This is a genomic window from Rhodoferax sp. (assembly GCF_018780565.1).
Classification (GTDB): domain Bacteria; phylum Pseudomonadota; class Gammaproteobacteria; order Burkholderiales; family Burkholderiaceae_C; genus Rhodoferax.
Genome location: NZ_JADMJN010000003.1, coordinates 314,850 through 338,111 on the forward strand (window position 1 = coordinate 314,850; position 23,262 = coordinate 338,111).

Consider the following 23,262-nt stretch of genomic DNA (forward strand, 5'->3'; position numbering starts at 1 on the left):
GGAGAGTGTTGTGCAGCGCTCAAAGAATGATGTGTGGGTTGGCCTGTTTGTGCTGATTGGTGCAGTAGCGATCCTGTTCCTGGCTTTGCAGTCGGCCAATTTGCTGAGTTTGAGTTTTCAGACCACGTACCGGGTAAGCGCCAAATTTGACAATGTTGGCGGCCTCAAGCCCAAGGCCGCAGTGCGCAGCGCTGGCGTGGTGGTGGGCCGTGTTGAAAATATTGTTTTTGACGACAAATCCTTCCAGGCGCGCGTCACACTGGCCTTGGAAAATCGCTACGCCTTCCCCAAGGACAGTTCCTTGAAGATCCTGACCAGCGGTCTGCTGGGTGAGCAGTATCTGGGGATCGAGGCCGGTGCCGATGAGAAGACGCTGGCCATGGGTGATACCATTTCCAGCACGCAATCGGCGGTGGTACTGGAAAGCCTCATCAGCCAGTTTCTGTACAGCAAGGCTGCAGACGGAAGCAGCCCAGAGGCAACCAAGGCAAAGAAATGACAGCGAATCCGCGGGCGTTTGGTGTCCCATCCCTGATGTCCAGGTTTTTCCTGGGGCTTGGCATTTTGCTGTCCATGCTTCTGGTCGGCTGTGCTAGCGGCCCCAACGCCAATCCACGTGATCCCTTCGAGCCTTTCAATCGCGGGGTTTACAAGTTCAATGATGCGGTCGATACCGCGGTCCTCATACCGGTAGCAACGGCCTACAGGGACGTTACGCCGGCACCTGTCCGGCATGGCGTTGGCAACTTTTTTGCCAATCTGGAAGATGCCTGGTCAGTGGTCAATAACGTGCTGCAGTTCAAGGGCCAAGCTGCGATTGAGAGCTTTTTCCGTTTCGGTGTGAACACTTTGATCGGCTTGGGCGGGGTCCTGGACGTTGCCACCGAGATGAATATCGAAAAACACACCAAGGACTTTGGGCATACCCTCGGTTTTTGGGGTGTTGCGCCCGGCCCCTATCTGGTATTGCCTTTGCTTGGACCCTCAAGCCTGCGGGATACGGTGGCACTGCCGGTTGATATGAAGGGCGATCTGGTGACCCACATCGAGCATGTGCCCACACGCAATGCGGCGAGCGTGGTGAGGGTGATAGATCGCAGGTCCGAATTGCTCAAAGCCACCAAGATGCTTGAGGAGGTGGCTCTGGACAAATACACATTCACCCGGGATGCTTATTTTCAGCGCCGTCGCAACGCCATTTACGATGGCAATCCGCCTGACGAAGACCCTGCAGAGCAATTGCCCGAACAAAACATAGCCCAGCCGCCGTCTGGCGCGTTAAACAATACCGGCCCTGCCGTCAATGAGAAAGCCAAGCCATGAATCGTCGTTTTTTCAGCCACCTGCTTGTTTTGGTGAGCGCAAGCCTGTTGACGTTTTCCGTCAGCGCAGCAGACGAAGCGGCGGATGCCCTGATCAAGCGTCTGTCAGTCGACGTGCTGAACAATATCAAGGCTGACAAGGCGATTCAGGCGGGCGACGTGTCCCGGATTGTGACGCTGGTGGACGCCAAGATCATGCCCAATGTGAATTTTCAGCGCATGACGGCCTCCGCCGTAGGCCCTGCATGGCGTCAGGCCACACCCGAGCAGCAAAAGCGTTTGCAGGAAGAGTTCAAGACGCTTCTGGTGCGGACCTACGCCGGCGCGTTGGCTCAGGTCAGTGATCAAACCATTGTCGTCAAACCCTTGCGGGCGTCCCCGGAGGACAAGGAGCTCATGGTTCGTACCGAAGTCAGAGGCCAGGGCGATCCCATTCAGCTGGATTACAAGCTGGAGAAAACTCCCGGCGAGGGTGCTGGCTGGAAGATTTACAACCTGAACGTATTGGGTGTGTGGCTGGTGGAAACCTACCGCAGCCAGTTTGCGCAGGAAATCAATGCCAAGGGCATTACGGGTTTGATTGCAACCCTGACTGACCGCAACAAGGCCAACGCCAAAAAAGGCTGATCGTGCTGGTATTGCCACAAGAGTTGATGCAGGGCCAGGCGACCGCATGTCTGCGCATGCTGGTGCAGGGCTTGCGTTCGCAGTCGGGTCCACAGGTGGTGGTCGATGCCTCGGCCCTGACGCGCTTTGATTCGTCGGCACTGGCGGTATTGCTTGAGTTTCGACGTGAGAGTCTCGCGGCGGGGAAAAATTTTGCCATCCGTGGCTTGCCCGCGCGACTTGGCGACCTGGCTACTCTGTACGGAATTATTGAGCTGCTGCCCAGTGAGCAGCAATGACCTCGTAAAATAGCGGACTCCATGCCCGCAATTTCCTTCCAGTCCGTCTCCAAAGCCTATCCATCCTCACGTGGACCCAAAGGCAGCACCTTTCTGGCGCTTGACCGTGTGAGTCTTGACATCGAAGAGGGTGAATTCTTTGGCCTTCTGGGTCCCAATGGCGCCGGCAAGACCACCATGATCAGCATTCTGGCAGGCCTTTCCCGGGCCAATGCCGGCAAAGTGTCCGTGCTGGGGCACGATGTTCAGCAGGACTACGCTCAGGCTCGGCGAAGTCTGGGTGTGGTGCCGCAAGAGCTGGTGTTTGACCCGTTCTTCAATGTGCGCGAGATGCTGCGTATCCAGTCCGGCTATTTTGGCGTGAAGAACAACGACGCCTGGATTGACGAACTCCTGGAGAGCCTGGGCTTGGCCGACAAGGCCGACGCCAACATGCGCCAGCTGTCGGGCGGCATGAAGCGGCGTGTCCTCGTGGCGCAGGCGCTGGTCCACAAGCCGCCAGTGATCGTGCTGGACGAACCCACCGCTGGCGTGGATGTCGAATTGCGCCAGACCTTGTGGCAGTTCATTGCCAAGCTCAACAAGCAGGGGCACACAGTTTTGCTGACCACCCACTACCTGGAAGAGGCCGAAGCCTTGTGTGGCCGCATCGCCATGCTCAAGACTGGTCGCATCGTGGCGCTGGACTACACCAGTGAGCTTCTCAAGGCGGCGTCCAGCAATGTGCTTCGCTTCAAAATTGATAGCGAACTACCGAAGATATTGGCAGATAAAGCGCGGATTACAGGTCGCATCGTGCAGTTTCCGGCGCACGACGCCCTGGAAATCGAGCACTACCTTGCACAAGTGCGTGAGGCAGGCTTGGTGGCGCATGACGTGGAGATCCGCAAGGCCGATCTTGAAGATGTCTTCCTGGACGTGATGAACAAGAACTCCGTGCAAACGGCCAGGGGTGCAGCATGAACGGCTGGCAAACCCTGTTGTACAAGGAAGTCTGGCGCTTCTGGAAAGTGGCGTTCCAGACCGTGGCGGGTCCGGTGCTGACGGCCATGTTGTATTTGCTGATCTTCGGCCATGCGCTGGAGGCGCACGTCAAGGTCTACGACACGATCAGCTACACCGCTTTTTTGGTGCCTGGCCTGGCGATGATGAGTCTGCTGCAAAACGCGTTTGCCAACAGTTCCTCGTCGCTGATCATGAGCAAGGTAATGGGCAACCTCGTGTTCCTGTTGCTGACACCTCTTTCCTATATGAACTGGTTCGTGGCCTATGTGGGCGCGTCGGTCATTCGGGGCTTGGTGGTTGGGCTGGGTGTGTTCGCGGTATCGGCGATCTTTACCGACATCAGTTTCGTGGCGCCGCTGTGGATCTTCGCCTTTGCTGTGTTGGGCGCCGCACTGATGGGAACCCTGGGCCTGATTGCGGGTCTGTGGGCCGAGAAGTTTGACCAGCTCGCCGCCTTTCAGAACTTCGTGGTCATGCCCATGACCTTTTTGAGTGGGGTTTTTTATTCTATTCATTCGTTGCCCGTTTTTTGGCAGAAGGTCAGCCACCTGAATCCTTTCTTCTACATGATTGATGGTTTTCGCTATGGTTTTTTTGGCGCCAGCGATGTCTCGCCCTGGTTGAGCCTGAGCGTTGTCGGTGGGGTGCTGGTCCTTGTGAGTGCGATTGCGGTTTACCTGCTGCACATCGGTTACAAGATTCGCGGTTGACCCGTTTTAAATATTGAATTGTTCCTATGACTGCAGACCAGATCAAAAACATGATTGCGGCGGGCCTTGTGTGCGAACACATCGAACTTGAAGGCGATGGCCGCCATTGGTATGCCACCATTGTGTCGTCCGAGTTTGAAGGTCGGCGCGCCATTCAACGCCACCAGCGGGTGTACGCCACGCTGGGCGACAAAATGAAGAACGACGAAGTTCATGCCCTGTCCATGAAAACCTTCACGCCTGCCGAGTGGGCGTCGGCATCTGAATGATCGCCAATTGTCGGTATTGAAAGCTTTTTGACTCATGGATAAATTATTGATTCGCGGTGGCCGCCAACTGCACGGCACTGTCGACATCTCGGGCGCCAAGAACGCCGCCTTGCCCGAACTGTGCGCGTGCCTGCTGACGGCCGAGCCCGTGGTACTGCGCAATGTGCCTCGTTTGCAGGATGTATCGACCATGCTCAAGTTGATCCGTAACATGGGTGTGGTGGCGGAGCGCAGCGAGGACGGTCGGGTGTCGGTGAACGCCGGCCCGCTCAGCTCGCCTGAGGCGCCTTATGAGCTGGTCAAGACCATGCGCGCATCGGTGCTGGCGCTGGGTCCTTTGTTGGCGCGTTTTGGCGAGGCCACGGTCTCCTTGCCGGGCGGTTGCGCTATCGGCTCACGTCCCGTGGACCAGCACATCAAGGGCCTGAGCGCGATGGGTGCAGAGATTGTGGTCGAGCATGGCTACATGATCGCCAAATTGCCCAAGGGCTGGAAGCGCCTGAAGGGTGCGCGGATCACCACCGACATGGTCACCGTCACCGGTACAGAAAACTTCCTGATGGCTGCCTGTCTGGCCGAAGGCGAGACGATTCTGGAAAACGCCGCGCAAGAGCCCGAGATCCCCGATTTGGCCGAAATGCTGATCAAGATGGGCGCCAAAATTGAAGGTCATGGCACCAGCCGCATTCGCATTCGGGGTGTGGAAAAGCTCCATGGCTGCGAACACCAGGTGGTGGCGGATCGCATCGAAACCGGCACCTTTCTGTGTGCAGTGGCGGCTACGGGCGGCGATGTCGTGCTGCGCCACGGTCGGGCCGATCACCTGGAAGCCGTGGTGGAAAAACTGCGGGATGCAGGCGCAACGGTGACCGAGGTGGAGGGCGGCATCCGTGTCCAGTCCCAGGGCCGACTCAAGGCGCAAAGTTTTCGCACCACCGAATACCCGGGTTTCCCGACCGACATGCAGGCGCAGTTCATGGCGCTCAACTGCATCTCAAATGGCACAGCCAAAGTGACTGAGACCATTTTCGAGAACCGTTTCATGCACGTCAATGAAATGGTCCGGCTCGGCGCCAACATCCAGATCGACGGCAAGGTGTCGGTGGTAGAAGGGGTCGACAAGCTGTCGGGCGCTACCGTGATGGCGACGGACCTGCGGGCTTCGGCCAGCCTGGTCATCGTCGGCTTGGTCGCCGAAGGCGAAACGGTGGTGGACCGCATCTACCATCTGGACCGAGGTTACGACCAGATGGAGTCCAAGCTGTGCGGCCTGGGTGCCGATATCGAGCGGACAAAGTAACGAGCCCCCACGCATGGAAGCCAAGCAAATGATCACACTCGCTCTCTCCAAGGGACGAATTTTTGAAGAAACCCTGCCGCTGCTACGCGCCGCCGGCATTGAGGTGCTGGAAGATCCTGAAAAATCCCGCAAACTGATTCTCACCACCAACCAGCCCGATGTGCGCGTGTTGGTGGTGCGGGCCACCGACGTGCCGACCTATGTGCAGTACGGCGGCGCCGATCTGGGCATCACGGGCAAGGACACCTTGATCGAGCATGCTGCCGATTGGGGCGGCAGTACCAGTGCGGCAGGCCTTTACCAGCCGCTGGACCTGAACATCGCCAAGTGCCGCATCAGCGTCGCGGTGCGCGCTGATTTTGACTACGCGTCGGCCGTCAAGCAGGGCTCGCGCCTGAAGGTGGCCACCAAGTACGTGGCGATTGCCCGCGAGTTCTTTGCGACCAAAGGCGTGCACGTGGACCTGATCAAGCTCTATGGCAGCATGGAGTTGGCGCCCCTGGTGGGCTTGTCGGATGCGATCGTCGATCTGGTCTCCACCGGCAACACGCTCAAGGCCAACCATCTGGTCGAGGTCGAGCACATCATGGACATCAGTTCGCAACTGGTGGTCAATCAGGCGGCGCTCAAGCTCAAGCAGGCATCGATTCGACGCATCATCGATGCCTTTGCGTCCGCCGTAGGCAAGTAAATTTATCCTTCAGCCGCAAGAAATTGCTATGACTTTTATAGCTAACCCCGCTTATTTATCGACGGTCAGCAGCACATTTGATGCTGAATTCAAGGCGCGTCTGCATTGGTCTGCCGAGGCGGATGCCGCGATTGAGCAGCGGGTAGCCGAGATTTTGCTGGATGTCCAACAGCGCGGTGATGTCGCCGTGCTCGAATACACCCGGCGTTTTGATGGTTTGACGGCCACGACGATGGCCGAGTTGGAGCTCACGCAAGCCGAACTCAAGGCTGCCTTCGAAGCGATTCCTGCCGCGCAGCGCGAGGCCCTGCAAGCTGCCGCCCAGCGTGTGCGCAGCTACCATGAAGCCCAGAAGAAAGCCTGCGGGGAGAGCTGGAGCTACCGTGACGAGAATGGCAGCCTGTTGGGCCAGAAAGTCACGCCGCTGGACCGCGTGGGTATTTATGTTCCCGGTGGCAAGGCCGCCTATCCTTCGTCGGTGTTGATGAACGCTATTCCGGCCCATGTGGCCGGGGTGGGGGAAATCATCATGGTGGTGCCGACCCCGAAAGGTGAAAAAAATCCCCTGGTGCTGGCGGCCGCTTATGTGGCGGGCGTCACCCGCGCCTTCACTGTCGGTGGTTCGCAGGCGGTGGCCGCCCTGGCTTATGGAACGCAAACCGTCCCCAAGGTCGACAAAATTACTGGCCCCGGCAATGCGTACGTGGCTGCGGCCAAACGGCGTGTTTTCGGCGCTGTGGGCATCGACATGATTGCCGGACCCAGCGAGATTCTGGTACTGGCCGATGGCAGCACGCCGCCCGACTGGGTCGCGATGGATCTGTTCAGCCAGGCCGAGCACGACGAGTTGGCGCAGAGCATTTTGTTGTGCCCCGACGCCGCCTATATTGCCCAGGTGCAGGAAGCCATCAAGCGCCTGTTGCCCGACATGCCGCGTGCCGAAATCATCGCCAAGTCGCTCAATGGCCGCGGCGCCTTGATTCTTACCCGCAGCATGGAAGAAGCCTGCGACATCAGCAACCGCATCGCACCCGAACACCTTGAGGTGAGCAGCCTTGACCCGCACCGCTGGGAGCCGCTGCTCAAGCACGCCGGTGCCATTTTCCTGGGCGCCTACACCAGCGAATCACTGGGCGACTACTGCGCCGGACCCAACCACGTGCTGCCCACCAGCGGTACGGCACGTTTCTCCAGCCCTTTGGGTGTGTACGATTTCCAGAAGCGCTCCAGCCTGATCGAGGTCAGCGAAGCCGGTGCGCAGGTGCTGGGCACCATTGCAGCGGAGTTGGCGTATGGCGAGGGCCTGCAAGCCCATGCGCGGGCCGCAGAACTGCGCCTGACCAAGCCTGTGTCGATGCGGACTGGCAAATGAGTGGGCTGGATGCCCGCCTGCGGCAACTGATTCGCCAGGACGTGCAATCGATGCACGCCTACGCCGTGCAGGACTCGGCGGGCATGGTCAAGCTCGACGCCATGGAAAATCCGCATCGCCTGCCCGCAGCGTTGCAGGATGCTTTGGGCAAGCGTTTGGGCGCACTGGCGCTGAACCGCTATCCGGATGGCCGCGTCAATGACTTGCGCCATGCTTTGGCGGCTTATGCCCAAATGCCTGCAGGCTTTGACATCATGCTGGGCAATGGCTCCGATGAGTTGATCAGCCTGCTGGCGCTGGCCTGTGCCGTACCGTCCTGTGCCGGGAATGAATGTCAACGCGCCAGCGTGCTGGCACCGGTGCCAGGCTTTGTGATGTACGCCATGAGTGCGCAGTTGCAGGGTCTGGACTTTCATGGTGTGCCACTCACCGCTGACTTTGAGCTGGACGAGGCCGCCATGCTGACCGCCATTGCGCAGCACAAACCCGTTATCACTTACCTCGCTTATCCCAACAACCCGACGGCGAATCTGTGGAATGACGCGGTGATCGAGAAGATCATTCTTGCAGTGGGCGAACAGGGGGGCTTGGTGGTGCTGGATGAGGCTTACCAGCCGTTTTCCAGCAAAAGCTACATTGACCGTCTGGCGCGACACAGCCATGTGCTGCTGATGCGCACCCTGAGCAAATTTGGCTTGGCCGGTGTGCGCCTAGGTTACATGATGGGCCCGCAGGCGCTGATCGCCGAGATCGACAAGGTGCGCCCGCCCTACAACATCAGCGTGCTGAACTGCGAGTGCGCCCTGTTTGCGCTCGAACATCATGAGATTTTTGCGACACAGGCCCTTGATTTACGTACGCAGCGTGCTATTATTTTGGAAGCATTGGGTATCTTGCCCGGTGTACGGGCTTATCCCAGCGATGCCAACATGATTCTGGTGCGGGTGCCTGATGCGCAAAAAACCTTTGATGGCCTGAAAGCCCACAAGATCCTCGTCAAGAACGTTTCTAAAATGCACGCTTTGCTGGCCAATTGCTTGCGCCTGACCGTCGGAACCGCCGAAGAAAACACCCAAATGCTGGCCGCGCTGAAGGAAAGCCTCTAGACCCCGGGGTCCGAACAGGGACAATACCACCATGAATCAACGAACAGCCGAAGTCAGCCGCAACACTGCGGAAACCCAAATCACCGTCAAGATCAATCTGGATGGCACCGGACAGTCCAGGCTGCACACCGGCATTGGTTTCTTTGATCACATGCTGGACCAGATCGCCCGCCACGGCATGATCGATCTGGACATCCATGCCGATGGCGATCTGCACATCGATGGCCACCACACGGTCGAAGATGTCGGCATTGCCTTTGGTCAGGCTGTGCACAAGGCCGTGGGCGACAAGAAAGGCATTCGCCGTTACGGACACGCTTACGTGCCGCTGGACGAAGCACTCTCGCGCGTGGTGATTGACCTGTCGGGTCGTCCCGGTCTGATCATGAATGTCCCGTTCAAGAGCGGCATGATCGGCACCTTTGACAGCCAGTTGGCGCATGAGTTTTTCCAGGGCTTTGTGAACCACGCCTTCGTCACCCTGCACATTGACAACCTGCGCGGTGAGAACGCACACCACCAGGCCGAGACCGTGTTCAAGGCCTTCGCCCGCGCATTGCGTTTCGCGCTGGAGCTGGACCCCCGTGCCTTGGGTGTTATTCCGTCAACCAAGGGCACCCTGTAAATCCATGGAAGTTTTTGGCTTCTTTCCCTCGTCGATGTTGCCTTGTTTGCTATGAAAAAAGTAGCAGTTGTTGATTACGGCATGGGAAACCTGCGCTCCGTCACGCAGGCGGTGATGCACGTCGCCGCCGATGCCGGGGTCGAAGTGGTTTGGGCACGTACCCCCGCCGAGGTGATGTCGGCCGAGCGCGTGGTGCTGCCCGGCCAGGGCGGCATGCGCGATTGCATGCGTGAACTGCACGAATCCGGCATGTTCGACGCCGTGATGCACGCTGCAGCCCACAAGCCCCTGATGGGCGTGTGCGTGGGCATGCAAATGCTGCTCAATCACAGCCAGGAATCGGATACGCCCTGTCTGGGCCTGATTGCGGGTGATGTGATCAAATTTGATCTGGCGGGCCAGACCCAGCCTGACGGAAGCCGCTACAAAGTGCCGCAAATGGGCTGGAACCAGGTGTGGCGTAACAATCATGGTGGCGCACCGCACCCGGTGTGGGGTGATGTGCCGGACGGCAGCTACTTCTACTTTGTGCACAGTTTTTACGCCCAACCGTCTGATGCGCGCCACAGCGTGGGCGAGACTGACTATGGTGGCCGCTTCTGTTCAGCGATTGCACGCGATAATATTTTCGCAACTCAATTCCATCCTGAAAAAAGTGCTGACCACGGTCTGTCTCTCTACCGAAATTTCCTTCACTGGAATCCCTGATCCCGGCTCACTTGCCTCGCTGCTCCCCTGTTTTCATTCCTCCTTCAAACTGAAGCATCATGCTTTTAATCCCTGCAATTGACTTAAAAGACGGCCACTGCGTTCGCCTCAAACAAGGCGACATGGACCAATCCACCACGTTTGGCGAAGATCCCGCTGTCATGGCCCGTAGCTGGGTCAGCAAAGGCGCACGTCGTCTGCATCTGGTGGACTTGAACGGTGCTTTTGCAGGACATCCCAAGAACGAACAGGCAATCCGCAAGATTCTCAAGGAAGTCGGCAGCGAGATTGATGTGCAGCTCGGCGGCGGCATCCGTGACCTGGACACCATTGAGCGCTACCTGGATGCCGGCTTGCGTTACGTGATCATTGGCACGGCAGCCGTCAAAAACCCCGGTTTCCTGCAAGATGCCTGTACGGCCTTTGGCGGGCACATCATCGTCGGACTCGACGCCAAGGATGGCAAGGTGGCCACCGATGGCTGGAGCAAGCTCACCCGCCACGATGTGATCGACCTGGGCAAAAAATTCGAAGACTACGGTGTGGAATCCATCATCTATACCGACATCGGCCGTGACGGCATGCTCAGCGGCATCAACGTCGAGGCCACGGTCAAGCTGGCACAGGCGCTGACCATCCCCGTGATTGCATCGGGTGGCCTGTCCAACATGGTGGACATCGAAGCCCTGTGTGCTGTTGAAGACGAAGGGGTGGAAGGCGTCATCTGTGGACGCGCCATCTACTCTGGCGATCTCGATTTTGCCGCCGCACAGGCACGCGCTGACGAGTTGAACGGCTGATCCGGTGCTCGCCAAACGCATCATTCCCTGCCTGGACGTAACCGGTGGCCGTGTGGTCAAGGGCGTCAACTTTGTCGAACTGCGCGATGCCGGTGACCCGGTGGAGATTGCCGCGCGTTACAACGAGCAGGGTGCTGATGAGCTGACTTTTCTCGACATTACCGCCACCAGCGACGGGCGTGACATGATCCTGCACATCATTGAGGCGGTGGCCTCGCAGGTCTTCATTCCCCTGACCGTGGGTGGCGGTGTGCGCACGGTGGACGATGTGCGCCGCCTGCTCAATGCCGGCGCGGACAAGACCAGTTTCAACTCCGCCGCATTGGCCAATCCGCAGGTCATCAAGGATGCCTCCGCCAAATACGGCGCGCAATGCATTGTGGTGGCGATCGACGCGAAGCGTCGTTTTGGCGACGATATGCTGGAACGTGGCGAAGGCTGGGACGTCTACAGCCACGGCGGGCGCAAAAACACTGGGCTGGACGCTGTGGCCTGGGCGCGCCAGATGGCCGAATTCGGTGCAGGCGAAATCCTGCTCACCAGCATGGACCGCGATGGCACCAAGGCTGGTTTTGATCTGGCGCTGACCCGTGCAGTGAGCGATGCCATCAGCGTTCCGGTGATTGCCTCGGGTGGCGTGGGCACCCTGGACCACCTCGCCGATGGCATTCAGCGCGGTGGCGCCGATGCGGTGCTGGCGGCGAGTATTTTTCACTACGGTGAATTCACCGTGGGGCAGGCCAAAGCCAGAATGGCCGAGCGCGGAATTCCCGTGCGAATTTAAGTCAAATCGATATCTGGTCTTCGCCAATATTGCATCCCCTGCTATTCTTTAAATAGCAAAAATAAATCACGGACAATTCCCGCATGAACTGGCTAAAACATATTCGATGGGATTCCAAGGGCCTCGTGCCGGTGATCGCGCAGGAGCAGGGCAGCAACGATGTGCTGATGTTTGCCTGGATGAACCGCGAAGCCCTGCAAAAAACGGCTGAACTGGGTCAGGCGGTGTATTTCAGCCGCTCGCGTAACAAAATTTGGTACAAGGGCGAAGAATCGGGTCACGTGCAGAAAGTGCATGAAATCCGTATGGATTGCGATAACGACGTGATCCTGCTCAAGGTGACGCAACTCGGGCATGAGCCCGGTATTGCCTGCCATACCGGCCGTCACAGCTGTTTTTTCACGGTCTATGAAAACGGCGAGTGGAAAGTCACCGAACCGGTCTTGAAAGACCCGCAAACCATCTACAAGTAAGCACTTATGTCTTCCAACACTTCCAGCCCAGATTCACTTGCCCGCCTGGCACAGGTGATCGAGAGTCGACTGCCGCAAAACGGCGGGGACCCGCAAGCCAGCTATGTGGCGCGCCTGTTGCATAAGGGGCCTGATGCCTTTCTGAAAAAAATCGGCGAAGAAGCGACCGAAGTGGTGATGGCGGCCAAAGACGCCGATTTTGGCGGAGACAAGACCAAAATCGTCTATGAAGTGGCTGATTTGTGGTTTCACTGCATGATCGCGCTGGCGCACTACGGCCTGAGGCCTGCCGATGTGGTAACCGAGCTGGACCGCCGTGCCGGCACCAGCGGTATTGAAGAAAAGGCTTTGCGAAAAGTCCAAATGCGTGAAGGGGAGATCAAATGACCCAGGACCCCATCGATCTGGAGAAGCTGCAATCGCTCAATACCGTGGGCACCATCAGCTACATCCTGCATCTGATTGTTGCCATCGGTGCCTTGATTCCGGGGGGGCAGTTTGGCCCGGTACTTCTCATCGCAGCTTTCATCATCGACATGGTCAAGCGCCCCGAGGCCGAGGGCACCTGGCACGCCTCGCATTTCCGCTGGCGGATCCGAACGGTTGTCATTGCGGCGGTGCTTTATGCCGTGACGGCGCCCTTGTGGATTCTGTTTCTTGTGCCCGGATGGATTGCCTGGTGCCTGATCTCCATCTGGTTTCTCTACCGTATCGTGTCCGGCATGGTGCGCATGAACCAAGGTCTTCCCATGGAGTTTTCGGCATGATCGAGCAAATTTTACAAAGCGACCCCGATTGCCTGTTTTGCAAAATCGTTGCGGGCAAGATTCCGTCCAAACTGGTTTATCAGGATGAGGAAGTGTTCGTGTTCCATGACATCAATCCCTGGGCACCCGTGCATTTCCTCATGATTCCCAAGGTGCACATCCCTTCCATGGCGCACGTTGGCCCCGAGCACGCGGGCTTGTTGGGACGGATGATGGCGATGGCTCCGAAGTTGGCCTTGCAGGAAGGCTGTAATCCCTATCCGGATGGGGGCTTTCGGATACTGAGCAATACCGGTGCAGAGGGCCGCCAGGAGATTCACCATTTGCACATCCATGTGATGGGCGGGCCAAGGCCGTGGCTCAGAGGTTAAATTCAGGGCAATTTGAAAGGGCTGCGCCCTGCAGCAACTTCGCCGACTAAAATCGGCCTAATTCCTTAGGAGAAACTCATGGGACTTTCGACAACACACCTGATCATCTTTCTGGTCATCATCATTGTCATCTTTGGCACCAAAAAACTGCGCAACATCGGCTCGGATCTGGGCGGCGCGGTCAAGGGCTTTAAGGATGGCATGAAAGACGGCTCTGACAAGGCTGCGGCTGATGCGACGGCCGCCACGGCTGCACCACAGCAAGTGACGACGGGTACTTCCGCCGCCAAAGAAACCATTGATGTCGAAGCCAAGACAAAAGCCTGATTGCGCGGCTTGAGGCTTGTTCGGGTCAGCAGGGTCTTTAAGTGATTGATATCGGGATCACCAAGCTCGCCATCATTGGCGGGATCGCGCTCGTGGTCATTGGACCTGAAAAGCTGCCCGGGCTGGCGAAAACCATCGGCACCTTGTTGGGTCGCGCGCGACGCTACGTGGCCGATGTCAAGGCTGAAGTCAATCGGTCCATGGACCTTGATGAACTCAAGAAAATGAAGGATACGGTTGAAGGCGCAGCGCGAGATGTCGAAAACTCCATCCAGACCAGCGCCAGCGATTTCGAGAAAAGCTGGGCCGAAACCACTGGAATGGTGTCCAATATCGAAACTGACAATTCACTGCTGGGTTTCCCCGAGTACAAACATCCCAGGAAAAAGTGGCGTGTGAAGCAGGGCGCTACACCCAGCTGGTACAAAGCCCGTACCGGTACGCGCACCCGAGCCTTGTCGGGGGCCGCACGTGTGGCGCGGTTCCGCCCTACCAAAGTGAACTGATGACTGATCCTGTTAACAAAGAAGACGAACTGGCCGGCACCGAACAACCCTTCGTTCAGCACCTGTTTGAATTGCGTGATCGGCTCCTGCGTGCGCTTTATGGCGTGGCTGCGGTACTGGGTGTCCTTCTTTTTTACCCCGGCCCCTCCAAACTCTATGACCTGCTGGCCATGCCGCTGGTCAAGGCCTTGCCAGAAGGTTCCCGGATGATTGCGGTGGGTGTGGTATCGCCATTTTTGGTGCCCATCAAGGTGTCGGTTTTGGCCGCCATCGGCCTGTCACTGCCATGGATCCTGTACCAGGTTTGGGCTTTTGTGGCGCCGGGTCTGTACCGGCATGAGAAAAAGCTGGTTCTGCCTCTGGTGGCTGCCAGCACCATCCTGTTCTATATGGGCGCTGCGTTTTGTTATTTCTTTGTCTTCGGGCAGGCATTTCCAGCGATTCAGAAAATGGCACCCGTGTCAGTGGCTGTGAGTCCGGACATTGAGGCCTACCTCGACTTCGTCATCACCATGTTCATCGCGTTTGGCGTGGCGTTTGAAGTGCCCATTGTGGTTATCGTCCTGGCGCGTATGCGCATTGTGACGATTGCCCAGCTGAAGGGGTTTCGAACCTACTTTGTGGTGGGCGCAGCGGCCGTTGCCGGTTTGGTTACGCCGCCTGATCCCGTGTCCATGATCGCCTTGCTGGTTCCGATGTGCCTGCTGTATGAAGTTGGCATTCTGGCGGCCAAGGTGTTTATCAAGCACACCCAGGCACCGGTCGACGAGGCTGAAGCAGCCCAGTCCTGACGCAGAACGCTGCGCAGGGTCAGGCGTCGCTGCTATTGCTCCAGTTTGCGCGGTCTGGGCCTGACACCGGGTGTCACATCCAGTTCGATTTTTTCGTCCCGACGCAAGACGCTGAACTTGGAAGCTGTCCCCGGTTTCAAGGCAGCCACACTGCTCAACAATTCGGAAACATTGCCTACGGGCTTGCCTGCTACTGTGGTGATGACATCCCCTGGGCGAATTCCCGAGCGGGCTGCAGGACCATTTTGCAGTACGCCGGTGATGATCACGCCATCCTTGGCCTTTACGCCAAAAGTCTCGGCGAGTTCCGGCGATAAATCGTTGGGCTCCACGCCAATCCAGCCGCGTGTGACCTGGCCGTCTGCGACGATGCCTTCCATGACGAGTTTGGCGGTGGAAACCGGAATGGCGAAGCCAATACCCATGCTGCCGCCCGAACGTGAATAGATGGCGGTGTTGATGCCCAGAAGATTGCCGTGAGTATCCACCAGTGCGCCGCCCGAATTGCCGGGATTGATGGCTGCATCGGTCTGGATGAAGTTCTCGAAAGTGTTGATCCCCAACTGATTGCGCCCCAAGGCGCTGACGATTCCGCCGGTGACGGTTTGTCCGACGCCGAAGGGGTTGCCGATCGCCAGCACCTGGTCGCCTACCTGCAGCGTGTCGGAGTTGCCCAGCACGATGGCAGGCAACCGGTCGAGGTCAATTTTCAGGACTGCAAGATCGGTATCCGGATCGGTGCCGATGACTTTGGCCAAGGCGCGGCGGCTGTCATTGAGGATGACTTCAATCTCATCGGCACTCTCCACCACATGGTTGTTGGTCAGGATGTAGCCGTTGGCGCTGACGATGACACCGCTGCCCAGTCCGACTTGGGGTTCATTGCCTTGCTCACCGAAAAAGAACTTGAACCAGGGATCATCGCTACGCGGATGCTTCTTGGCGGCCTTGCTGGTGTTGATACTCACCACGGCGGCAGATGACTTTTGTGCCGCAAGTCTGAAACTGCCTGGTGGCACAGCAGAGGAACTGGCGGCAGGGGCTTCCATCAGTGCAATGGCGCCGGAGCCTGCAGAGCGGTTGCCAAGCCAGGCAGGTTTGAGTGTGCCAACAACAAAATAGGCCGCCAGCAAAATGGTGGCGGTTTGGCAAAACAACAACCAGAGACGTTTCATGACAATGGGTAGGCGATACGCCGCCTCCGTAAATTAATGAGTCAGGGTGAGAAACCCAAATTGTAGGCGCCGTGCAGAAATGCGGTTGACCTATGCTATTTCAACCCATGCGACATGGGGCCTGTACAGTTCGTCAATTCCATGTCCGAAATCAAACGGGTTATTCTTATCCATCCCGATGCGCCGCTCAAGCCGCAGTCAGGGGCGCCTTGCAATGGCTGCGGGGTGTGTTGCCTGCTGGATCCGTGTCCGCTGGGCATTGTTTTGTCGCGGCGTCGCCAGGGTGCCTGTGTTGCAGTGCGCTGGCACAGTGAGTTGCTGCAATACCGCTGCGGTGCCCTGAGTGACCCGCTGGAGGTGCTGCATGGGGTTTTGCCTTCGAAATTATCGCCTCTGGCACCCTGGCTGGCGTCAGGCCTGACGCGCCTTGCTCGACGCTGGATCGCGCTCGGACGGGGCTGCGACAGCACTGTGCTGTCAGAGCGAGACGCACCGTGACGTACTATTTCGCCGACAATGCGGCACGCAGCTTGACCCAGGCGCCCTCGATTTTGGCGCATCTTTTCAAATCTGAACATGACTGACCGCATACAGCTCTTGCAAACGTTGGACACACTGCTCCAGCCCGAACGCTTTCGTGACTACGGTCCCAATGGCTTGCAGGTAGAAGGCGCACGCCAGGTCCGGAAAATTGTGTCGGGTGTGACCGCCAGCCGCGCCTTGATTGAAGCGGCGATCGCGGCGCAAGCCGATACGATCTTTGTGCACCATGGTCTGTTCTGGCGAGGCCAGGACGGACGTGTTACCGGTTGGATGAAGCAACGTCTGGCTTTGTTGCTGGCGCACGATATCAACTTGTTTGCCTACCATTTGCCTCTGGATGCGCATCCTGAACTGGGTAATAACGCACAGCTGGGCTTGAAGCTCGGTCTTGTGGCACAGACGCGATTCGGGGAACAGGATCTGGGCTTTATGGGCGAGCGCAGTGACGGTGCGGGTTTCGACTCGGCAGAAGTGCTCGCGCGCCATATTGAGGCGCAATTAAATCGGTCTGTAGTCCTTGTGGGTCATCCATCTAAAGCTATAAAAAAAATAGCGTGGTGCACTGGCGGCGCCCAGGGATATTTTGAGGCGGCTATTGCAGCCGGGGCAGATGCCTTTATCACCGGCGAAATTTCGGAGCCACAGGCACACTATGCGCGCGAATGTGGAGTGGCATATATAGCCTGCGGCCATCATGCCAGTGAGCGCTATGGCGCGCCGGCCGTTGCGGCACGGGTGGCTGAGCAGTTCGGGCTGGCACACCAATTCATCGACATTGACAACCCGGCTTGAACGCCATGCAAAAACCGATTGCCATCACCCTTGGGGACCCTGCGGGCATTGGCCCGGAGATCATTGCCAAGGCCTTCCGGGATACACCGGATGTGACGCGGGGCTGTTTTGTCGCGGGCGACGTGGCGACGGTGCGTCGGGCTGTTGATGTGATCAGCGCCGGGCAGGTGCCGTTGGCTGTGGCCCAGATTGAAACGCCCGCGGAGGCGCTAGGCATGCCTCCGCGGTGCATACCGGTATTGCAGTTGGGTGCGGCGATAACCCAACCAGCTGCTTTTGGCCAGTTGAGCGCGGACGCGGGTCGAATCGCGGCCGAATGCGTTGTCTGGGCGGCGCAGGCTGCTTTGCGCGGCGATGTGGCAGCCCTGGTGACTGCTCCCTTGCATAAAGAGGCACTGGCCCTGGCCGGTGTTCCTCACAGCGCCTATCCGGGGCACACCGAAATGTTGCAGGCCTTGGCGGCGGCACACCAGGGAAAGTCTCTGGCAGAAATGCCGGTGCGCATGATGCTGGCCAATGACGAACTGCGTGTTGTGTTGGTCAGCATCCATGTGGCCTTGCGTGATGCGATTGACGCAGTGACCTATGACAATGTGCTGGAGACGCTGAGAATTACCCATGAGTCGCTCCAGGCGGCCCTGGGCCATGTGCCGCGCATCGGGGTGGCGGGCCTGAATCCGCACGCGGGGGAGGGTGGACTGTTTGGCCGCGAGGAGATTGACATCATTGCGCCGGCTATTGCGCAAGCCCGCTTGCAGGGCATCCATGTCAGGGGTCCTTTTGCCCCGGATACCGTGTTCATGCGGGCGCGCAGCACGCCTGAAAAGCTTGGTGAGTTCGATGTCGTGGTGGCGATGTACCACGATCAGGGCCTGATTCCGGTGAAGTATCTGGGCGTGGACAAGGGTGTCAATGTGACATTGGGCCTGCCGCTGGTACGCACCAGCCCGGATCACGGGACGGCATTTGATATTGCCGGCATGAATCAAGCGGATGCGGCCAGCCTGATCGAGGCCATACGCATGGCGCGACAGCTTTGTCAGCTACCAAAATCACAGTAAAAATGCTGTTTCCCCCTTCCATTAAAGGGGGGGCTATTGAAAATATAGTAATTTACTTTCTGAGGCTATCGCGAATTTCGCGCAGAAGCAGTACCTCTTCCGCCGTCACTGCGGGTGCTGCAGGGGGTGGTGGCGCGGCCTTCTTCAAGCGGTTGATCTGTTTGACCATCATGAAAATAATGAACGCCAGAATCGCAAAATTAACGGCGACTGTGATGAAGTTGCCATAGGCAAAAACGGGTACACCCGCTTTCTTGAGCGCATCCAGTGTCATGACGGTGCCCTCGGGCGCCGGCCTCAAGACGATGAACAAATTTGAAAAATCCAGTTTCCCGACAATGGCGCCGATGGCTGGCATGATCAAGTCGCCAACGATGGAGTCGACAATTTTGCCAAACGCACCGCCAATGATCACGCCGACAGCCAAGTCCATCACATTGCCCTTGAGGGCAAATTCCTTGAATTCCTGCATCATTCCCATTTTGATAAACCCCTTTTGCGACTAAGAGGGGTGCAGTATCACCCAAGAGAGTGCCGGCGTGGGCTCAAAGTCGCTCCAAACGGTCAGCTACAATCGCCGGTTAACCCCAATAGTGTTTTTTCATCGAGGATTCCCATGAGTGAAACCCTTGTCGGCAACGGTCAGATCGACACCAGCAAACGGACGTGGTTGATTGCGTCCACCTGCGCTGGTGCCGTCGGCGGTATTGCCGCAGCCGTCCCCTTTGTCAGTAGTTTCAAGCCCTCTGAGAAGGCCAAAGCGGCTGGTGCAGCTGTGGAAGCCGATATTTCCGCGCTCAAGCCCGGAGAAAAGATGACCGTGGAGTGGCGCGGCAAGCCTGTGTGGATCGTCCGTCGCACACCTGAGCAACTGGCCGCATTGCCCAAGCTGAATTCGCAGTTGGCAGATCCCAAATCCGAGCGCAAGCCCGATGACCAGGCTCCTGCATACGCGCGCAACGAGCATCGTTCTATCAAGCCTGAATACCTGGTCACCGTGGGTATCTGTACGCACTTGGGTTGTTCGCCATCTGACAAGTTCCAGACAGGCGCCCAGCCTTCCCTGCCAGATGACTGGCAAGGCGGCTTCTTCTGTCCCTGCCATGGTTCGACCTTTGATCTGGCGGGTCGGGTTTATAAAAACAAGCCTGCGCCGGACAACCTCGAGGTCCCTCCCCACATGTATCTCTCCGAAACCAAGTTGCTCATTGGTGACGACAAGAAAGCCTAAGGACGAACAACATGGCTGAATTTCACGAAATCTCTCCGAACGCCCCTGCGGGCGAAAAGCTGCTCAACTGGGTGGATAACCGGTTTCCGGCGTCCAAGCTCTTCAAAGAGCACATGAGCGAGTACTACGCACCGAAAAACTTCAACTTTTGGTACGTCTTTGGGTCGTTGTCACTGTTGGTGCTGGTAATCCAGATCGTCACCGGCATTTTCCTGGTGATGCATTACAAGCCGGATGCCGCTTTGGCATTTGGTTCTGTCGAGTACATCATGCGCGATGTACCTTGGGGCTGGTTGATTCGCTACATGCACTCCACAGGCGCCTCTGCGTTTTTTGTTGTGGTGTACCTGCACATGTTCCGTGGACTGATTTACGGCAGCTATCGCAAGCCACGTGAATTGATCTGGATCTTTGGCTGCGGGATTTTCCTCGCACTGATGGCCGAAGCCTTCATGGGTTATTTGTTGCCTTGGGGTCAGATGAGCTACTGGGGTGCTCAGGTGATCGTGAATTTGTTCTCTGCCATTCCCTTCATTGGTCCGGATCTGGCGCTGCTGATTCGCGGCGACTTCGTGGTTGGCGATGCCACGTTGAACCGCTTTTTCAGTTTCCACGTGATCGCCGTGCCTCTGGTGCTGCTAGGTCTGGTCGTTGCACACATCATTGCCTTGCACGAAGTGGGCTCCAACAATCCCGATGGCATCGAGATCAAGGCCAAGAAAGATGCTCAGGGACGCCCGTTGGATGGCATCCCTTTTCATCCCTACTACTCGGTGCATGACATCTTTGCAGTGAGCGTGTTCCTGATGGCATTTACCGCCATTGTGTTCTTTGCCCCTGAGTTGGGTGGGTACTTCCTTGAGTACAACAACTTCATTCCGGCAGATCCATTCAAGACGCCTTTGCACATTGCACCCGTTTGGTATTTCACGCCTTTCTACTCGATGCTGCGCGCGGTGACGAGCGAGATGATGTATGCGCTGATTGCCTGCGTGCTGGGTGGTGCGGTGCTGAGCGTGGTCAAGATCAAGATGCCTTCGATTCTGAAGGGTCTGATTCTGGGCGTGGCGGTGGTGGTGGTTGCCATGATGCTGGCCATTGATGCCAAGTTCTGGGGTGTGGTCGCTATGGGCGGCGGCGTTGTGATTTTGTTTTTCCTGCCTTGGCTGGACAACAGCGCGGTCAAGTCGATCCGGTACCGTCCTGACTGGCACAAGTACATGTACGTGATTTTTGTCCTTGATTTCCTGGTGCTGGGTTACTTGGGCATGCTGCCTCCGTCGGATATCGGTGGTCGAGTTTCGCAGGCGGGTACGCTGTTTTACTTTGGCTTTTTTCTTCTGATGCCTTGGTGGAGCCGAATCGGGACACCGAAGCAGGTGCCAGACCGTGTCACCTTTGCGGCGCATTGAACTGGAGAAATAATTATGAAAACCATGGGTTTCACAAAAAAAATCATTCTCAGTTTGACGATGGCTTTGGGTCTGTCGTTCGGGGCACAAGCCAATGTGGGTGGCATGGCTTGGGACAAAGCGCCTAACCAGACCAACGACATGGCCGCCCTGCAAAATGGCGCCAAACTGTTTGTCAACTACTGTTTGAACTGCCACTCGGCAGCGTTTATGCGCTACAACCGTCTGACCGACATCGGTTTGACGGAGCAGCAAATCAAGGACAACCTGCTGGTGACCAACGCCAAGATTGGCGAGACCATGAAGGCGGCCATTGATCCGCAACAGGCCAAGGCCTGGTTTGGCGCCAACCCACCGGATCTGACCGTCATTGCCCGCTCGCGTGCAGGTGCTGGCGGAACCGGTGCCGATTATCTCTACACCTACATGCGTACCTTCTACAAGGATGCTGAAAAGCCGACAGGTTGGAACAATCTCGTGTTCCCCAATGTTGGCATGCCGCACGTCTTGTGGGAACTCCAGGGTGATCGTCGCCCCGTCTATGACGAAGTCAAAGATCATGGTCACGCGGTGCAGGTGTTCAAGGGCTGGGAGCAAGTCAAACCCGGCACGATGACACCTCTGCAATACGATCAGGCCGTCGGCGATTTGGTGAGTTACTTGCAGTGGATGGGCGAGCCGATTCAGAACACGCGTATCCGTGTGGGTGTATGGGTTTTGCTGTTCCTTGGCGTGTTTACAGTGTTTGCCTGGCGTCTCAATGCCGCTTACTGGAAAGACATCAAGTAACAAGGATATACAGTTTGAGTTCGCGCCATCAGGCGTGGCTTGAGCTTTTTGGAGTGGGATCGCATCACGCGTCCCACTCTTTTTGATTTTTAGGAGCCCCCACCATGATGGTGTTGTATTCAGGTACTACCTGCCCGTTTTCCCACCGCTGCCGCTTTGTCCTGTTTGAAAAAGGCATGGACTTTGAGATTCGCGACGTGGATCTGTACAACAAGCCTGAGGACATCAATGTGATGAATCCTTACGGTCAGGTACCTATCCTGGTCGAGCGCGATTTGATTCTGTATGAGTCCAACATCATCAATGAATACATTGACGAACGGTTTCCTCATCCCCAGCTGATGCCCGGCGATCCGGTTGACCGTGCCCGTGTGCGCCTTTTCCTGCTCAACTTTGAGAAGGAGCTCTTTGTGCATGTCTCCACACTGGAGTCACGTGCCGCCAAGAGCAACGAGAAGATGTTGGAGAAAGCGCGTGCCCACATCCGGGACCGCTTGACTCAGCTGGCTCCAGTCTTCCTGAAAAACAAGTACATGCTGGGTGATGGTTTCTCGATGCTTGATGTGGCGATTGCGCCGCTGTTGTGGCGTCTGGATTATTACGGCATCGAGCTCAGCAAGAATGCAGCTCCGCTGCTCAAATATGCAGAGCGAATCTTTTCTCGGCCGGCCTACATTGAAGCATTGACGCCCTCTGAGAAGGTGATGCGCAAATAAGCGCTTTGCCCCAAAGCCGATGATTGAAGCTCCAGACGCCACATCAACCCGCCCGTATCTGATCCGGGCGATGTACGAGTGGTGCACAGACAACGGGTTCACGCCGTATATCGCAGTTGCTGTGGATGAGAGTGTGCTAGTCCCCCGTGAATATGTGAAAGATGGGGAAATTGTTCTCAACATCAGCTTCGACGCTACAAGTGCACTGAAACTGGGCAACGAGTTCATTGAATTCAAAGGCCGGTTTGCCGGTGTTGCCCGGGAGATCATGGTGCCGGTGTCGCAGGTCATTGCGATTTACGCTCGGGAAAATGGCCAGGGTATGGCTTTCCCGATGGAGGCGCCCAGGGGAACCCGCGCACTTTCATCGCCTGCGACAAGTCTGACCTCGGTGCCGGACGCAGCGGATGCCTCAGCTGAGGTCAAGGTGGTTCAGCTGGCAAGCGTGGAGTCGGATCGGGGCAACGAAGACCCGGATCCACCGCGTCCATCACCCGTCGGTCCCAGACCCGCGCTGAAACGTGTTAAATAATTCGGTCCGGGCCGGATAAGGCTTCAAGAGTCCGTTAAAATACGAGACGTGCCGATTTAGCTCAGTTGGTAGAGCAACCGCCTTGTAAGCGGTAGGTCGTCAGTTCGAATCCGACAATCGGCACCACATCATTGTTGCAGACAATGAAAAAACTCTGAAAACCCGCATACCGGTTGGTA

Annotated in this window: 32 protein-coding genes and 1 tRNA gene; 31 read left to right on the forward strand and 2 right to left on the reverse strand. The window is 57.3% G+C overall.

All coding sequences use genetic code 11. The features are described 5' to 3' along the window. Positions 1–10 precede the first annotated feature (10 nt). The 22 genes from mlaD (at position 11) to tatC (ending at position 14,832) form a co-directional block, all read left to right on the forward strand. Complete coding sequence (gene mlaD / locus IV109_RS05370; RefSeq protein WP_296693359.1) at positions 11–499, forward strand: outer membrane lipid asymmetry maintenance protein MlaD; 489 nt, start codon at positions 11–13, stop codon at positions 497–499. Continuing rightward, a complete protein-coding gene (locus IV109_RS05375) occupies positions 496–1,323 on the forward strand; it encodes a VacJ family lipoprotein (RefSeq protein ID WP_296693364.1) in 828 nt (275 codons plus the stop codon). The genes mlaD and IV109_RS05375 overlap by 4 nt, the downstream gene beginning before the upstream one ends. Beyond that, on the forward strand, positions 1,320–1,949 hold the full coding sequence (locus IV109_RS05380; protein WP_296693369.1) for a phospholipid-binding protein MlaC: 630 nt from the start codon (positions 1,320–1,322) through the stop codon (positions 1,947–1,949). The genes IV109_RS05375 and IV109_RS05380 overlap by 4 nt, the downstream gene beginning before the upstream one ends. A 2-nt stretch (positions 1,950–1,951) precedes the next feature. After that, a complete protein-coding gene (locus IV109_RS05385; protein WP_296693374.1) occupies positions 1,952–2,227 on the forward strand; it encodes an STAS domain-containing protein in 276 nt (91 codons plus the stop codon). Between the two features lie 21 nt (positions 2,228–2,248). Next, positions 2,249–3,190 carry an ABC transporter ATP-binding protein gene (locus tag IV109_RS05390; RefSeq protein ID WP_296693378.1) on the forward strand — a complete coding sequence of 314 codons (942 nt, stop codon included), beginning with the start codon at positions 2,249–2,251 and terminating at the stop codon, positions 3,188–3,190. Next, a complete protein-coding gene (locus tag IV109_RS05395; RefSeq protein WP_296693382.1) occupies positions 3,187–3,942 on the forward strand; it encodes an ABC transporter permease in 756 nt (251 codons plus the stop codon). The genes IV109_RS05390 and IV109_RS05395 overlap by 4 nt, the downstream gene beginning before the upstream one ends. Positions 3,943–3,968: 26 nt before the next feature. Continuing rightward, positions 3,969–4,211 (forward strand): BolA family protein, encoded by a 243-nt coding sequence (locus tag IV109_RS05400; RefSeq protein ID WP_296693387.1) that lies wholly within the window; start codon positions 3,969–3,971, stop codon positions 4,209–4,211. A 34-nt stretch (positions 4,212–4,245) separates the two neighbouring features. Further along, positions 4,246–5,511, forward strand: a complete 1,266-nt coding sequence (murA, locus tag IV109_RS05405; protein ID WP_296693391.1) for a UDP-N-acetylglucosamine 1-carboxyvinyltransferase — start codon at positions 4,246–4,248, stop codon at positions 5,509–5,511. A 28-nt stretch (positions 5,512–5,539) separates the two neighbouring features. After that, complete coding sequence (gene hisG / locus IV109_RS05410) at positions 5,540–6,202, forward strand: ATP phosphoribosyltransferase (protein WP_296694283.1); 663 nt, start codon at positions 5,540–5,542, stop codon at positions 6,200–6,202. A 28-nt stretch (positions 6,203–6,230) separates the two neighbouring features. Beyond that, positions 6,231–7,574: a histidinol dehydrogenase gene (gene hisD / locus IV109_RS05415; protein WP_296693395.1), complete on the forward strand. Its 1,344-nt coding sequence runs from the start codon at positions 6,231–6,233 to the stop codon at positions 7,572–7,574. Then, a complete protein-coding gene (gene hisC / locus IV109_RS05420) occupies positions 7,571–8,680 on the forward strand; it encodes a histidinol-phosphate transaminase (RefSeq protein WP_296693399.1) in 1,110 nt (369 codons plus the stop codon). Before hisD ends, hisC begins: the two co-directional genes overlap by 4 nt. Before the next feature lie 31 nt (positions 8,681–8,711). Beyond that, a complete protein-coding gene (gene hisB, locus IV109_RS05425) occupies positions 8,712–9,305 on the forward strand; it encodes an imidazoleglycerol-phosphate dehydratase HisB (protein WP_296693402.1) in 594 nt (197 codons plus the stop codon). A gap of 51 nt (positions 9,306–9,356) precedes the next feature. Next, positions 9,357–10,013 (forward strand): imidazole glycerol phosphate synthase subunit HisH, encoded by a 657-nt coding sequence (hisH, locus tag IV109_RS05430; RefSeq protein WP_296693404.1) that lies wholly within the window; start codon positions 9,357–9,359, stop codon positions 10,011–10,013. A 59-nt stretch (positions 10,014–10,072) separates the two neighbouring features. Next, a complete protein-coding gene (gene hisA / locus IV109_RS05435; protein WP_296693408.1) occupies positions 10,073–10,813 on the forward strand; it encodes a 1-(5-phosphoribosyl)-5-[(5-phosphoribosylamino)methylideneamino]imidazole-4-carboxamide isomerase in 741 nt (246 codons plus the stop codon). A 4-nt stretch (positions 10,814–10,817) separates the two neighbouring features. Next, entirely contained in the window at positions 10,818–11,597 is a 780-nt protein-coding gene (gene hisF, locus IV109_RS05440; RefSeq protein WP_296693411.1) for an imidazole glycerol phosphate synthase subunit HisF, read from the forward strand. A gap of 83 nt (positions 11,598–11,680) precedes the next feature. Further along, positions 11,681–12,070 (forward strand): phosphoribosyl-AMP cyclohydrolase, encoded by a 390-nt coding sequence (hisI, locus tag IV109_RS05445; RefSeq protein ID WP_296693413.1) that lies wholly within the window; start codon positions 11,681–11,683, stop codon positions 12,068–12,070. Positions 12,071–12,076: 6 nt separating this feature from the next. Continuing rightward, the gene (locus IV109_RS05450) at positions 12,077–12,457 is read left to right on the forward strand and encodes a phosphoribosyl-ATP diphosphatase (RefSeq protein WP_296693416.1); all 381 of its coding nucleotides are present in this window, start codon (positions 12,077–12,079) and stop codon (positions 12,455–12,457) included. Next, positions 12,454–12,837, forward strand: a complete 384-nt coding sequence (locus tag IV109_RS05455) for a hypothetical protein (protein ID WP_296693419.1) — start codon at positions 12,454–12,456, stop codon at positions 12,835–12,837. The genes IV109_RS05450 and IV109_RS05455 overlap by 4 nt, the downstream gene beginning before the upstream one ends. Then, on the forward strand, positions 12,834–13,208 hold the full coding sequence (locus tag IV109_RS05460) for a histidine triad nucleotide-binding protein (RefSeq protein ID WP_296693421.1): 375 nt from the start codon (positions 12,834–12,836) through the stop codon (positions 13,206–13,208). The genes IV109_RS05455 and IV109_RS05460 overlap by 4 nt, the downstream gene beginning before the upstream one ends. A gap of 78 nt (positions 13,209–13,286) precedes the next feature. Continuing rightward, positions 13,287–13,535, forward strand: a complete 249-nt coding sequence (gene tatA, locus IV109_RS05465) for a Sec-independent protein translocase subunit TatA (RefSeq protein ID WP_296693426.1) — start codon at positions 13,287–13,289, stop codon at positions 13,533–13,535. A 41-nt stretch (positions 13,536–13,576) separates the two neighbouring features. Then, entirely contained in the window at positions 13,577–14,041 is a 465-nt protein-coding gene (locus IV109_RS05470) for a twin-arginine translocase TatA/TatE family subunit (RefSeq protein ID WP_296693429.1), read from the forward strand. Continuing rightward, positions 14,041–14,832, forward strand: coding sequence for a twin-arginine translocase subunit TatC (gene tatC, locus IV109_RS05475; RefSeq protein ID WP_296693432.1), 792 nt, complete (start codon positions 14,041–14,043; stop codon positions 14,830–14,832). The genes IV109_RS05470 and tatC overlap by 1 nt, the downstream gene beginning before the upstream one ends. A gap of 32 nt (positions 14,833–14,864) precedes the next feature. Here tatC and IV109_RS05480 read toward each other — a convergent pair whose 3' ends face one another. Beyond that, the gene (locus IV109_RS05480) at positions 14,865–16,007 is read right to left on the reverse strand and encodes a trypsin-like peptidase domain-containing protein (RefSeq protein WP_296693435.1); all 1,143 of its coding nucleotides are present in this window, start codon (positions 16,005–16,007) and stop codon (positions 14,865–14,867) included. Positions 16,008–16,148: 141 nt separating this feature from the next. Here IV109_RS05480 and IV109_RS05485 point away from each other — a divergent pair, with 141 nt between their 5' ends. The 3 genes from IV109_RS05485 to pdxA all read left to right on the forward strand — a co-directional run bounded on the left by IV109_RS05485 (position 16,149) and on the right by pdxA (position 18,403). Further along, positions 16,149–16,505 (forward strand): hypothetical protein, encoded by a 357-nt coding sequence (locus IV109_RS05485; protein ID WP_296693437.1) that lies wholly within the window; start codon positions 16,149–16,151, stop codon positions 16,503–16,505. A gap of 78 nt (positions 16,506–16,583) precedes the next feature. Next, on the forward strand, positions 16,584–17,342 hold the full coding sequence (locus IV109_RS05490; protein ID WP_296693441.1) for a Nif3-like dinuclear metal center hexameric protein: 759 nt from the start codon (positions 16,584–16,586) through the stop codon (positions 17,340–17,342). A gap of 5 nt (positions 17,343–17,347) precedes the next feature. Then, positions 17,348–18,403: a 4-hydroxythreonine-4-phosphate dehydrogenase PdxA gene (gene pdxA, locus IV109_RS05495; RefSeq protein ID WP_296693445.1), complete on the forward strand. Its 1,056-nt coding sequence runs from the start codon at positions 17,348–17,350 to the stop codon at positions 18,401–18,403. 52 nt (positions 18,404–18,455) lie between these two features. Here pdxA and mscL read toward each other — a convergent pair whose 3' ends face one another. Further along, the gene (mscL, locus tag IV109_RS05500) at positions 18,456–18,884 is read right to left on the reverse strand and encodes a large conductance mechanosensitive channel protein MscL (RefSeq protein WP_296693448.1); all 429 of its coding nucleotides are present in this window, start codon (positions 18,882–18,884) and stop codon (positions 18,456–18,458) included. A 135-nt stretch (positions 18,885–19,019) separates the two neighbouring features. Between mscL and petA the strand changes: the two genes are divergently transcribed. The 6 genes from petA (at position 19,020) to IV109_RS05530 (ending at position 23,209) form a co-directional block, all read left to right on the forward strand. After that, positions 19,020–19,634, forward strand: a complete 615-nt coding sequence (petA, locus tag IV109_RS05505; protein WP_296693451.1) for a ubiquinol-cytochrome c reductase iron-sulfur subunit — start codon at positions 19,020–19,022, stop codon at positions 19,632–19,634. A gap of 11 nt (positions 19,635–19,645) precedes the next feature. Then, entirely contained in the window at positions 19,646–21,046 is a 1,401-nt protein-coding gene (locus IV109_RS05510; protein WP_296693454.1) for a cytochrome bc complex cytochrome b subunit, read from the forward strand. A gap of 15 nt (positions 21,047–21,061) precedes the next feature. After that, positions 21,062–21,835 (forward strand): cytochrome c1, encoded by a 774-nt coding sequence (locus IV109_RS05515; RefSeq protein WP_296693458.1) that lies wholly within the window; start codon positions 21,062–21,064, stop codon positions 21,833–21,835. Between the two features lie 104 nt (positions 21,836–21,939). Next, a complete protein-coding gene (locus tag IV109_RS05520) occupies positions 21,940–22,551 on the forward strand; it encodes a glutathione S-transferase N-terminal domain-containing protein (RefSeq protein ID WP_296693461.1) in 612 nt (203 codons plus the stop codon). A 19-nt stretch (positions 22,552–22,570) separates the two neighbouring features. Beyond that, positions 22,571–23,083 carry a ClpXP protease specificity-enhancing factor gene (locus tag IV109_RS05525; RefSeq protein WP_296693464.1) on the forward strand — a complete coding sequence of 171 codons (513 nt, stop codon included), beginning with the start codon at positions 22,571–22,573 and terminating at the stop codon, positions 23,081–23,083. Positions 23,084–23,133: 50 nt separating this feature from the next. Further along, positions 23,134–23,209: transfer RNA gene (locus IV109_RS05530), tRNA-Thr, on the forward strand. Positions 23,210–23,262 lie beyond the last annotated feature (53 nt).

Coding starts and splice junctions, on each gene's coding strand:
- IV109_RS05490 (WP_296693441.1), top strand. CDS start 16,584: ATGACTGACCGCATACAGCTCTTGCAAACGTTGGACACACTGCTCCAG.
- murA (WP_296693391.1), top strand. CDS start 4,246: ATGGATAAATTATTGATTCGCGGTGGCCGCCAACTGCACGGCACTGTC.
- mscL (WP_296693448.1), bottom strand. CDS start 18,884: ATGGGAATGATGCAGGAATTCAAGGAATTTGCCCTCAAGGGCAATGTG.
- IV109_RS05455 (WP_296693419.1), top strand. CDS start 12,454: ATGACCCAGGACCCCATCGATCTGGAGAAGCTGCAATCGCTCAATACC.
- IV109_RS05520 (WP_296693461.1), top strand. CDS start 21,940: ATGATGGTGTTGTATTCAGGTACTACCTGCCCGTTTTCCCACCGCTGC.
- hisG (WP_296694283.1), top strand. CDS start 5,540: ATGATCACACTCGCTCTCTCCAAGGGACGAATTTTTGAAGAAACCCTG.
- IV109_RS05460 (WP_296693421.1), top strand. CDS start 12,834: ATGATCGAGCAAATTTTACAAAGCGACCCCGATTGCCTGTTTTGCAAA.
- IV109_RS05510 (WP_296693454.1), top strand. CDS start 19,646: ATGGCTGAATTTCACGAAATCTCTCCGAACGCCCCTGCGGGCGAAAAG.
- IV109_RS05380 (WP_296693369.1), top strand. CDS start 1,320: ATGAATCGTCGTTTTTTCAGCCACCTGCTTGTTTTGGTGAGCGCAAGC.
- hisH (WP_296693404.1), top strand. CDS start 9,357: ATGAAAAAAGTAGCAGTTGTTGATTACGGCATGGGAAACCTGCGCTCC.
- tatC (WP_296693432.1), top strand. CDS start 14,041: ATGACTGATCCTGTTAACAAAGAAGACGAACTGGCCGGCACCGAACAA.
- IV109_RS05515 (WP_296693458.1), top strand. CDS start 21,062: ATGAAAACCATGGGTTTCACAAAAAAAATCATTCTCAGTTTGACGATG.
- IV109_RS05480 (WP_296693435.1), bottom strand. CDS start 16,007: ATGAAACGTCTCTGGTTGTTGTTTTGCCAAACCGCCACCATTTTGCTG.
- IV109_RS05400 (WP_296693387.1), top strand. CDS start 3,969: ATGACTGCAGACCAGATCAAAAACATGATTGCGGCGGGCCTTGTGTGC.
- IV109_RS05375 (WP_296693364.1), top strand. CDS start 496: ATGACAGCGAATCCGCGGGCGTTTGGTGTCCCATCCCTGATGTCCAGG.
- IV109_RS05485 (WP_296693437.1), top strand. CDS start 16,149: ATGTCCGAAATCAAACGGGTTATTCTTATCCATCCCGATGCGCCGCTC.
- hisI (WP_296693413.1), top strand. CDS start 11,681: ATGAACTGGCTAAAACATATTCGATGGGATTCCAAGGGCCTCGTGCCG.
- IV109_RS05450 (WP_296693416.1), top strand. CDS start 12,077: ATGTCTTCCAACACTTCCAGCCCAGATTCACTTGCCCGCCTGGCACAG.
- pdxA (WP_296693445.1), top strand. CDS start 17,348: ATGCAAAAACCGATTGCCATCACCCTTGGGGACCCTGCGGGCATTGGC.
- hisA (WP_296693408.1), top strand. CDS start 10,073: ATGCTTTTAATCCCTGCAATTGACTTAAAAGACGGCCACTGCGTTCGC.
- IV109_RS05390 (WP_296693378.1), top strand. CDS start 2,249: ATGCCCGCAATTTCCTTCCAGTCCGTCTCCAAAGCCTATCCATCCTCA.
- IV109_RS05525 (WP_296693464.1), top strand. CDS start 22,571: ATGATTGAAGCTCCAGACGCCACATCAACCCGCCCGTATCTGATCCGG.
- tatA (WP_296693426.1), top strand. CDS start 13,287: ATGGGACTTTCGACAACACACCTGATCATCTTTCTGGTCATCATCATT.
- petA (WP_296693451.1), top strand. CDS start 19,020: ATGAGTGAAACCCTTGTCGGCAACGGTCAGATCGACACCAGCAAACGG.
- hisD (WP_296693395.1), top strand. CDS start 6,231: ATGACTTTTATAGCTAACCCCGCTTATTTATCGACGGTCAGCAGCACA.
- IV109_RS05395 (WP_296693382.1), top strand. CDS start 3,187: ATGAACGGCTGGCAAACCCTGTTGTACAAGGAAGTCTGGCGCTTCTGG.
- hisC (WP_296693399.1), top strand. CDS start 7,571: ATGAGTGGGCTGGATGCCCGCCTGCGGCAACTGATTCGCCAGGACGTG.
- hisB (WP_296693402.1), top strand. CDS start 8,712: ATGAATCAACGAACAGCCGAAGTCAGCCGCAACACTGCGGAAACCCAA.